8 protein-coding genes are annotated in these 9288 nt (G+C 61.9%); 5 read left to right on the top strand and 3 right to left on the bottom strand.

Features of this window, described 5'->3' with window-relative positions; genetic code table 11:
* On the bottom strand, positions 1-278 hold a 278-nt coding region (locus ACFSQT_RS34615; RefSeq protein ID WP_379026513.1), incomplete at its 3' end, for an invasion associated locus B family protein.
* Between the two features lie 232 nt (positions 279-510).
* On the opposite strand from ACFSQT_RS34615, the gene ACFSQT_RS34610 reads away from it, so the two are divergent.
* The gene (locus ACFSQT_RS34610; RefSeq protein WP_379026507.1) at positions 511-2331 is read left to right on the top strand and encodes an extracellular solute-binding protein; all 1821 of its coding nucleotides are present in this window, start codon (positions 511-513) and stop codon (positions 2329-2331) included.
* 17 nt (positions 2332-2348) lie between these two features.
* A complete protein-coding gene (locus ACFSQT_RS34605) occupies positions 2349-3029 on the top strand; it encodes a DsbA family oxidoreductase (RefSeq protein ID WP_379026505.1) in 681 nt (226 codons plus the stop codon).
* Between the two features lie 37 nt (positions 3030-3066).
* On the opposite strand, the gene ACFSQT_RS34600 is transcribed toward ACFSQT_RS34605, so the two are convergent.
* A complete protein-coding gene (locus tag ACFSQT_RS34600) occupies positions 3067-3495 on the bottom strand; it encodes a hypothetical protein (protein ID WP_379026504.1) in 429 nt (142 codons plus the stop codon).
* Positions 3496-3613: 118 nt separating this feature from the next.
* On the opposite strand from ACFSQT_RS34600, the gene ACFSQT_RS34595 reads away from it, so the two are divergent.
* The 3 genes from ACFSQT_RS34595 (at position 3614) to mgtE (ending at position 7670) form a co-directional block, all read left to right on the top strand.
* Positions 3614-3811, top strand: coding sequence for a hypothetical protein (locus tag ACFSQT_RS34595; protein WP_379026502.1), 198 nt, complete (start codon positions 3614-3616; stop codon positions 3809-3811).
* Positions 3812-4137: 326 nt separating this feature from the next.
* A complete protein-coding gene (locus tag ACFSQT_RS34590) occupies positions 4138-6033 on the top strand; it encodes an ABC transporter ATP-binding protein/permease (protein ID WP_379026500.1) in 1896 nt (631 codons plus the stop codon).
* A gap of 272 nt (positions 6034-6305) precedes the next feature.
* The gene (mgtE, locus tag ACFSQT_RS34585) at positions 6306-7670 is read left to right on the top strand and encodes a magnesium transporter (protein ID WP_379026498.1); all 1365 of its coding nucleotides are present in this window, start codon (positions 6306-6308) and stop codon (positions 7668-7670) included.
* A 68-nt stretch (positions 7671-7738) separates the two neighbouring features.
* On the opposite strand, the gene gor is transcribed toward mgtE, so the two are convergent.
* Positions 7739-9130, bottom strand: coding sequence for a glutathione-disulfide reductase (gene gor, locus ACFSQT_RS34580; RefSeq protein WP_379026496.1), 1392 nt, complete (start codon positions 9128-9130; stop codon positions 7739-7741).
* Between the last annotated feature and the right edge of the window lie 158 nt (positions 9131-9288).

The following is a 9288-nucleotide window of genomic DNA, read 5'->3' as shown; positions in this document are numbered from 1 at the left end:
CGGCCGGTCGGGACCGTCACCTGGAACACCTTGCGGTTCACCTTGCCCTTCAGCTCGATCAGGCTGACGCCGGTGATCAGCTGGCCGTTGCCGGCGGTGGTGATGTTCTGGACGTTGCAGATGTCGACGTCTTCCTGCTTGGTGCAAGCCTTGAACCAGCCTTGCGGAATCTGCTGTTGCTGCTGTGCGGAAGCAGCGGGAAGGCCCGCGCCCAGAAAGCCGACCACGCCAGCGGCCATGACCGACAGGCGGTACGCGTTGCTGTTCAGGCTCGTCATGTCGTGCACTTCCTCTCAAATGATCCCAGGACCGGCTTCTTCGCGCCGTGTGGTCCAGCTACCTGTTGCCGAAATGAGGCAACAGAATGACTTCGGAGGGCGTGTTACACTGCAAGCGATGTCGAATCCAGCCCGAGACTCGCAATTGTTGAACGCGTGATTGGCCGGCGCGCAGCTGCCTCATGCTAGGGTGCGCACCGAATCATCAAGCCGACCCAGTAAGGAGACGGTCATGGGCCGCGTTCTTGTTTGGCTGATCACCGCGATATCGTTTCTCGCTCTTTCGCATCAGCCGGCCGTTTCGGAGCCGAAGCACGCCATCGCCATGCAGGGCGAACCGGCGCTGCCGCCCGACTATGCGCATTTCGACTACGCCAATCCCGACGCGCCGAAGGGCGGCTCGATCACTTATTGCGTCGTCGGCAGCTTCGACAACCTCAATCCCTTCATCCTCAAGAGCCTGCGCACGACGGCGCGCGGCATGATGGATCAGAATTACGGGAATCTCGTCTTTGAGCCGCTGATGCAGCGCAACTACGATGAGCCCTTCAGTCTGTATGGCTTGCTTGCCGACACCGCTGACATGGATCCCGAGCGCAAGAGCATCGAGTTCCATCTCAACCCGAAGGCCAAATGGTCGGACGGTGAGCCGGTGACACCGGAGGATGTGCTGTTCACCTACGATGTCTATACCGACAAGGGCCGTCCACCTTACAGCGCCCGGATGAGCTTGATCGCCAAGCTCGAAAAGACCGGTGACCACAGCGTGCGCTTCACTTTCAACGACAAGGCCAATCGTGAGACGCCCCTGATCATCGCGCTGACGCCGATCGTGCCGAAGCATGCCTTCGACAAGGCGACGTTCGACAAGACGACGCTGAAGCCGCTGATCGGCAGTGGCCCCTACACCGTTGCGCAGGTGCAGCCTGGCCAACGCATCGTTTTCAAGCGCAACCCGGACTATTGGGGCAAGGACATTCCGGCCAAGCGCGGTTTTGACAATTACGACCAGATCACCATCGAATATTTTCTCAACGCCAACGCCAAGCTCGAAGCGTTCAAGAAAGGCCTTTGCGCCATCGACGACGACGGTGATCCGGTCAAGCGCGAGCGCGACCTCGATTTTCCGGCCTTCCACAAGGGCGACGTGGTCGCCGAGACCTTCGACACCGGCATTCCGCCGGTGGTGACCGGTTTCCTGTTCAACACGCGGCTGCAGAAGTTCGCCAACCCGATCGTGCGGCGTGCACTCGGCATGCTCTACGACTTCGAATGGGCCAACAAGAACCTGTTCGGCGGCAAATACGCGCGCGCGATGAGTTACTGGCAGAATTCCGAGCTTTCGGCGCTCGGTCATCCGGCAGACGACAGGGAAAAGGCGCTTCTGGCGCCCTACCCCGGCCGCGTCCCGGCCGATGTCATGGACGGCACGTACCGGCCTCCGGTCACCGATGGTTCGGGGCAGGATCGCAAGGTGCTGAAAGCGGCCTTCGATCTCCTGAAAAGCATCGGTTATCACGTGCAGGACGGGACAATGCTTGATCCCGATGGCCAGCCCTTCGGCTTCGAGATCCTGGTTGCTTCGCAGGATGAGGAGCGCCTCGCCGGCATCTATCAGCGCACGCTGGAGAAGATCGGCATCGACGTCACCATTCGCAGCCTTGACGGCGACCAGATCCAGTCGCGCAAGCAGCGCTTCGATTTCGAGGCTCTGATCGGATCGAGCGGCTTCAACAATTCGTTGTCGCCCGGCATCGAACAGCTTGGACGCTGGGGATCCGAAGCGGCCAAGGCCGAAGGCTCGTTCAATCTCGCCGGGGTCGCCGATCCGGCGGTGGACGCGGCGATCGACGCGATGTTGCGCGCCCGGTCGAAGGAAGACTATGTCGCTGCCGTCAGGGTTCTCGACCGGCTGTTGATCTCCGGCAACTACATGGTGCCGACGCAGTACAACACGCAGCAATGGATTGCCTACTGGAACTACCTGGAACATCCGCAAAAGACGCCCATATTTGGGTATCAACTGCCAAGCTGGTGGCGCAAACCGAACTAAAGGTTCAGGAGATCGAGATGAGCGAGCTGAACGCCATCACCGTCGATGTGGTGTCCGACGTCGTCTGCCCATGGTGCTTCATCGGCCAGAAGCGGCTCGACAAGGCGATATCAGCTGTCGGCGACACCGAGGTGCATGTCCGCTGGCGCCCGTTCCAGCTTGATCCGACCATTCCGCCGCAGGGCAAGGATCGCCATGAGTATATGCTGGCCAAGTTCGGCAGCGACGAACGCATCCACGAGATTCATGCCCGCATCGAACCGCTGGGCGAAGCCGAAGGTATTTCCTTCGCGTTCGGCGCCATTAAGGTGGCGGCGAACACATTGGATGCACACCGCCTGATCCGATGGGCGGGTGCTACCGGCGAAGCCGTGCAGAACCGGCTGGTGCGCCGCCTGTTCCAGTTGAATTTCGAGGAAGGCGCCGATATCGGCGACCATACCGTGCTGGTCGAGGCCGCGCGCGAGGCCGGCATGGACGCATCCGTGGTTGCCACGCTTTTGCCGACCGGGGCCGATGTCGAGGCGGTTCGCACCGAGATCGCCACCGCGTCGCGCATGGGCATATCAGGCGTGCCGTGCTTCCTGATCGAGGGCAAATACGCGGTCATGGGCGCTCAGGATGCGGATACCTTGGCCGATGCCATCCGCCAGGTGGCGGCTGCCAAGGCGCGCGGCGAACTGGAAGCGGTCGGCTGAGAGCAACCACTCCTTCCGCATGCGGAAGGAGCAGGCGTCACTTCACTGTCACCTTGGCCTTGCTGATAAAAAATCCATGGCCGTTTGTCGCCGTGCAGGTCAGCCCCTTGGTTGACGACTGGCACGAGAACGGCCCTGCGCTCCAGCTGTTGCCGTAGGCGAGCCTGGTGACATCGCTGCAGCAGGGTTGCTCGCCGGGGTTCTTGATCAGCGTTGCCGGCCCCTTGGGACCCAGGATGATGGTGACATAGCTCGGCTCGACCCGTGAGCAGCTCAGTTCCGGGCCGCCGTCCTGTGGCTCATAGGTGCTGGTGCCGCCCTTCGCCGTGTAGATGCAGCCAATGTTGCCGGACGGCGTGTTGAACTCGATCTGACCCTCAGCGCCCGCCGGGATGTTCTGCTCGGCGGCATGCGCCAGGGGCAGCCCGGCGAACAGGGACAGGATTGCGGCTGCGCGTACAAGCATTGGGAAGCTTCCTTGTTGGAGAACCGGACATGCATGGGTGCCGACAGTACCCGGCAAGGTTCAATCCCGATCGAAGGAATTGTCAAACGCGGTTCCTGATCTGACCCAACGAGGCAGGATGGCGCCGCCCGACGAAGTGGTGATCGACAGCTACGACGCTGCCGCAAAGACCATTTCCGGTCACTTCTCGGTCTCCGGCAAGGACGATGACGGCAAGCCGGTGAGCTCACGAACGGCACATTTTCAGGCGTTCAGATCGGTCCGCGGTAAGAAAATGGGCCGGCCCATACGATTTCAAGCTCACAAAACTGTGTAAAAAGATTCCCTTGGGGAAACTTCGTCGACAACCCCGTTCGCGCCGACAACGGTTTGAAATCAATGGCGATATTCTGATTTTTTCGATCGATCCGACGGCGGTTCCGTCCTGCGATCTGTTGCTTCACCGCAACGGCCGCCAGGCTAATCCGTTTGGCCAGCTTTAAAAATTAATAGAAAATGATCAATTGGTGTTACCATCCGTAACAAAACGAAAAAGGTTTGGGCGGGATCGTGATTCGGATCGGCAGACGATCGCAGGAGTCAGTACCGGATAGACTACACCGCGGCGCCGCAGCGCCGTCGCATTTGACGCCGGTATCCTCGATGCGCAGTTTCTGGGGGCTGATGAAGGCCTACTGGTTCTCTGAGCGCTGGAAGGAAGCCTGGACGCTTACTATCGTCATCGCTCTGCTGACGGCGCTTTCCAGCAAGGCCGGCGTCTGGTTTGCCCTGGCATTGGGCGAGTTGGGCAATTCGATTGCCTTCTTCCACGATGCAGCCAACACCAGCCCGCTGCAGGCAATTCTGACCAATGCCGGCATATTGGTTCTGTTGGTCGTGCTCAAGGATGCCGGCTTCACCGGCGTGCGTGGTCTTGTCTCGGCAACCCTGCACCGAAAGTGGCGTGGCTGGCTGAATAGCCAGTTCAACAAGGCTCTGCTCGACGGCAATCATACCCACTTCCATGCTCAGCATGGTTCAGCGGCCGGCGGTATCGTCGCGCCCGACAACATCGACCAGCGCATCCAGGAATCGATCAAGGACATGACGGGCGGGGCGATCGGTCTCGCCATGGGCGTTCTGGGTGTCGCGACCTCGCTCTATTTTATCGGCGAAAATCTGATCGGATCCTCGGTTGAGGTCAAAGGACTAGAGTTCCTCGGCGGTTATGGCAGCGCAGTGCTGGCCTTCCTCGCCGTCGCCATTTACGTGCCGCTGAACACTTGGATTGCGGTCAAGCTTGGCCGCTTGCTCGAGCGGCTCAATATCCGCATGCAGCAGGCCGAGGGCAGCTACCGCAGTGAACTGACGACGTTCCTGCGCCGCAGCTTCCATGTCGCCGCCTCGCATGGCGAAGATGTGCAAAAGTCGATGCACGACAAGCTCTACGTCGATATCGACAAGACTTGGGGCAAGCTCAATGTCGTCAACAGTAGCTACACGTCGTTCGAGCTGATCTACAACTTCCTCGGCGCCCGGATCGTCGCCTATGGTCCCGGTTTGGTGTCGTTCATACACAATCGCTTGGACTACAAGGGCTACATAACCGGCTCTGAAATGGTCGCCCAGCTGATCAGCCAGTGCTCGTGGTTCATCCATGTCATGCCCGCCATCGCCACGCTGCGCGCCAACAGCCAGCGTGTGACGGAACTGGCGAACGCGATCGAGAACGTCCAGCATCCGCAGGCGTTCTACAGCCAGACCGGTCAGTCCGACTTCCATTATGCCAGCCAGAACCCGGTTTTCGGCCTCACCATCCAAAAGCTCGAACTGGCGCATCAGGGCGAGGACGCCACGCCGTTCCTCAGTGCTGCCAATTTGCGCTTCCGGCGCGGCGAGTGGACGTTCCTGAAAGGCGAATCGGGTTGCGGCAAGACTTCGCTGATCAAGGCGATCAACGGCCTGTGGCCCTATGGCCATGGCACCATCGTCTTCCCCGAGGGGGTGAAGAGTTTCTATGCCGCCCAGGAGGTCAAGCTGCAGCAGGTGACGCTGAAACAGCTGGTCTGCCTGCCGGGCTCCGAGCACGACCATAATGATGCGCAGGTCGCGGCGGCGCTGTACAAGGCCGGGCTTGGCGACTTCATCTCGCATATGGCCGACGAAAGCCGCGAAGGCAAAAGCTGGGACCAGGTTCTGTCGGGCGGCCAGAAACAGAAGCTGGTGGTGGCTCGCATCGTGCTGCAGCAGCCGGGGCTGCTGTTCCTCGACGAGGCGACCGGCGCGCTCGACCCGGAGGGCAAGATTGCCTTCCACCAGGCCATCAAGGACAACTGCCCCGATGTCACGGTGATCAGCGTCATGCACGAGGCGGTGGCGCCGAGATCGCTGACCGGCAGCGAATTCTATCACAGCATCGTCGCGATCGCCGACGGCGTCGCCACCAAGAAGCCCCTGGTTCCGACCCTGCCTGTCGAACTCACCACCATTCTCGCCCAGCCAAGGCCGCCCGTAGAGGACAAATGGCTGCGCTTCCCGCGCCGGCTGAAGCAGAAGTAGCGACGCCTGAATCTCGGCCAGCCGCGTCATGCGGCGGCCGCTGATCACAGTCTCGCGATCAAAGCCATTCGGCACTCTTTTCCCGCCTCACTGCGATTGACTCGGCAAGGCGCGCTCCTATGTTGCGCCGGCTTGCAGACAGTCAAACGCGAACCCGCAAGCGGAAAGGTCACCGCGCCATGCCTGGCGATAGTCACAGTCGAACGCAACCGCCGTCCGCCTAGACGTGACCTCTGATGGTTCATGTCCTGCCGGACGGCAAGGAGTGAGCCATGAACGAATTTACCCCCGTAGCGAGCGACGAGGCCGTCGCGATCGCCCGTATCCTAGCCAACGATCACGTCGCCGACATTGTCGAGGCCCTGAACAGGGAGCCGCGAGAAGCCGCGACGGAACTGCTCTGTGAAGTCACCTTCGAGCGGCTGGTCGAGATCTTCGACCAGCCTGAACTCGACGGCGCCTCCGAACTCATGGAGGCGCTGCCGCGCGCCAAGGCGGACAGGCTGCTCGCCGCCATGTCGGTCGACCGCGCCGCCGACATCCTGCGTGAGCTGGAGGAGCCGGCCCGGTCCGAGCTGCTCGGCGGGCTTGCGCCGCCGCTCCGCGTCACGCTGCTTGCCATTCTGGGCTATCCCGAAGGCAGTGCCGCGTCGATCATGACGACGGAGTTCGTCAGCGTGCCCTCGGACTGGACCGTTGGCCGCACGCTCGACTACATCCGCAAGGTCGAGCGGACGCGCGAAACCGTCTACGCGATTTACATCGTCGATCCGCAAACGCACCTCCTGGTGCGGTCGACCGGCCTGCGCCGGCTGATCACCGGCGAGCCTGAGGACTCGATCATGACGGTGGCGCCGGACCGTGCGCCGGTGACGGTCACCCCGCTGACCGATCGCGAAACCCTGGCGCAGACGATCTCGAAATACGATCTGCTTGCCGTCCCGGTCGTCGACCACGGCAAGATCCTCGGCATCGTCACCATCGACGACATCATCGACGCGATGGTCGAGGAGACGACCGAGGACGTGCATCGTTTCGGCGGCATGGAGGCCCTCGACGAGCCGTACATGAAGATGAGCTTCCTCGCCATGATCAACAAGCGCGGCGGCTGGCTGTGCGCGCTGTTCCTCAGCGAGATGCTGACGGCCAACGCCATGCAGAGCTATGAGGGCGAACTGGAGAAGGCGATCGTGCTGACGCTGTTCATCCCGCTGATCATGAGCTCGGGCGGCAATTCCGGTTCGCAGGCGACCTCGCTGGTCATCCGGGCGCTGGCGTTGCGCGAGATCGGTCTTGGCGACTGGTGGCGGGTGGCGCTGCGCGAACTGCCCACCGGCCTGGTGCTCGGCGCCATGCTCGGTGTGGTCGGAATCGGCCGCATCGCGCTCTGGCAGTATATGGGCTTCTACGACTATGGGCCGCATTGGCCGCTGATCGCCACCACGGTCGGCGCGGCATTGGTCGGCATCGTCACCTTCGGCTCGCTGTCGGGCTCGATGCTGCCGTTCGCCTTGAAACGCATCGGCTTCGATCCGGCCAGCGCATCGGCCCCGTTCGTCGCCACGCTGGTCGATGTCACCGGGCTGGTGATCTATTTCTCGGTGGCGCGGGTGATCCTGCGCGGCACGCTGCTGTAGCAAACCCAAGATATCCGCCGTGGCAAGGGCCTTGCCGCGGCGGAGACCCGCAGTCCGGTATCTGCCCGTCAATCCAGGCGCCGGCCGTCCTTCACGCGATAGGTCGGCTTGTACATGGTGACCAGTTCTTCCGCCGCTGTCGGATGCACCGCCATCGTGCGGTCGAAATCGTCCTTGGTCAGCCCGACCTTCAGCGGAATGCCGAGAAGCTGCGCCATTTCGCCGGCATCCGGGCCTAGGATGTGCGCGCCGAGCACCTTCTTCGACGCGCCATCGACCACCAGCTTCATCAGCATCTTCTCGTCGCGGCCGGACAGCGTGTGCCGCATCGGCCGGAATGTGGCGCGGTAGATCTCGATGTCGGGGAAGCGCTTGACGGCGTCATCCTCCGACAGGCCGACCGTACCGATTTCGGGCTGTGAAAAGACGGCGGTCGCGATCGTCTCGTGGTCGGGCGCCGTCGGATTTCCCTTGAAGGCGGTTTCGATGAAACACATTGCCTCGTGGATCGCCACCGGCGTCAGCTGCACGCGGTTGGTGACGTCGCCGATCGCCCAGATGTTGTCGATGTTCGTGCGGGAGTATTCGTCGACAGCGATCGCACCGGTCCTGGTCATCTCCAGGCCGATGCCTTCCAGGCCCATATTCTCGGTGTTCGGGATGCGGCCGATGGCCAGCATCACCTGGTCGACCGTCAGCACCTTGCCGCCGGTGACGAGTGCGTCGAGCCGGCCGTCCGGCCGCTTGCGGATCCATTCGGACACGGAATGGCAGAGGATGTTGATCCCCTTCTTTTCCATCGTCTCGTGCAGCATGCGCCGCAGGTCCATGTCGAACCGGCTGAGGATTTCCTTGCCGCGGTAGACAAGCGTGGTGTCGACGCCGAGGCCGTGGAAGATGTTGGCGAACTCGACGGCGATGTAGCCGCCGCCTTCGATCATGATCGCCCTTGGCAGCTTCTTGAGATCGAAAGCTTCGTTGGAAAAGATGCAATGCTCATGGCCGGGCAGCGCCGGGTGCGCCGCCGGGCGGCCGCCGGTGGCGATCAGGATCTGGTCGGCGGTGACGGTGCGATCCTCGCCGAGGAGATGCACGACATGCGGGTCGACGATCATGGCGCGCGAGTGAAACGCCTCGCCGCCGGCGCCCTCGACATTCCTCTGGTAGATCGCCTCCAGCCGGCTGATTTCGCGGTCCTTGTTGGCGACCAGCGTCGGCCAGTCGAAACTGGCCTCCGGCACCGTCCAGCCATAGCCGGCGGCGTCGGCAAAATGCTCGGGAAATTGCGAGGCATAGACATAGAGCTTTTTCGGCACGCAGCCCCTGATGACGCAGGTGCCGCCATAGCGGAATTCCTCGGCGATGCCGACGCGCTTGCCGAGGGACGCCGCGACACGCGCCGCCCTCACCCCGCCCGAGCCGCCGCCGATGACGAAAAGATCGTAGTCGTAACCGGCCATGACGCGGCTCCTCAAGCTTCAGAAATCCAGTGACAGGTAGGCCGCAAGTCATCAAAAGAAAAGCCCGGACAAGCCGGGCTTCGTCGATGGCCGCTAGAGCATGATCCCGAAAAGTGGAATCCGGTTTTCGGAGAGGATCATGCTCAAACAAAGAGCTA

This window comes from Mesorhizobium calcicola, from assembly GCF_042682105.1.
Lineage (GTDB): Bacteria > Pseudomonadota > Alphaproteobacteria > Rhizobiales > Rhizobiaceae > Mesorhizobium > Mesorhizobium calcicola.
The sequence above is the reverse complement of the archived record's forward strand: the minus strand, read 5'-3'. Positions and strand labels throughout refer to the sequence as shown.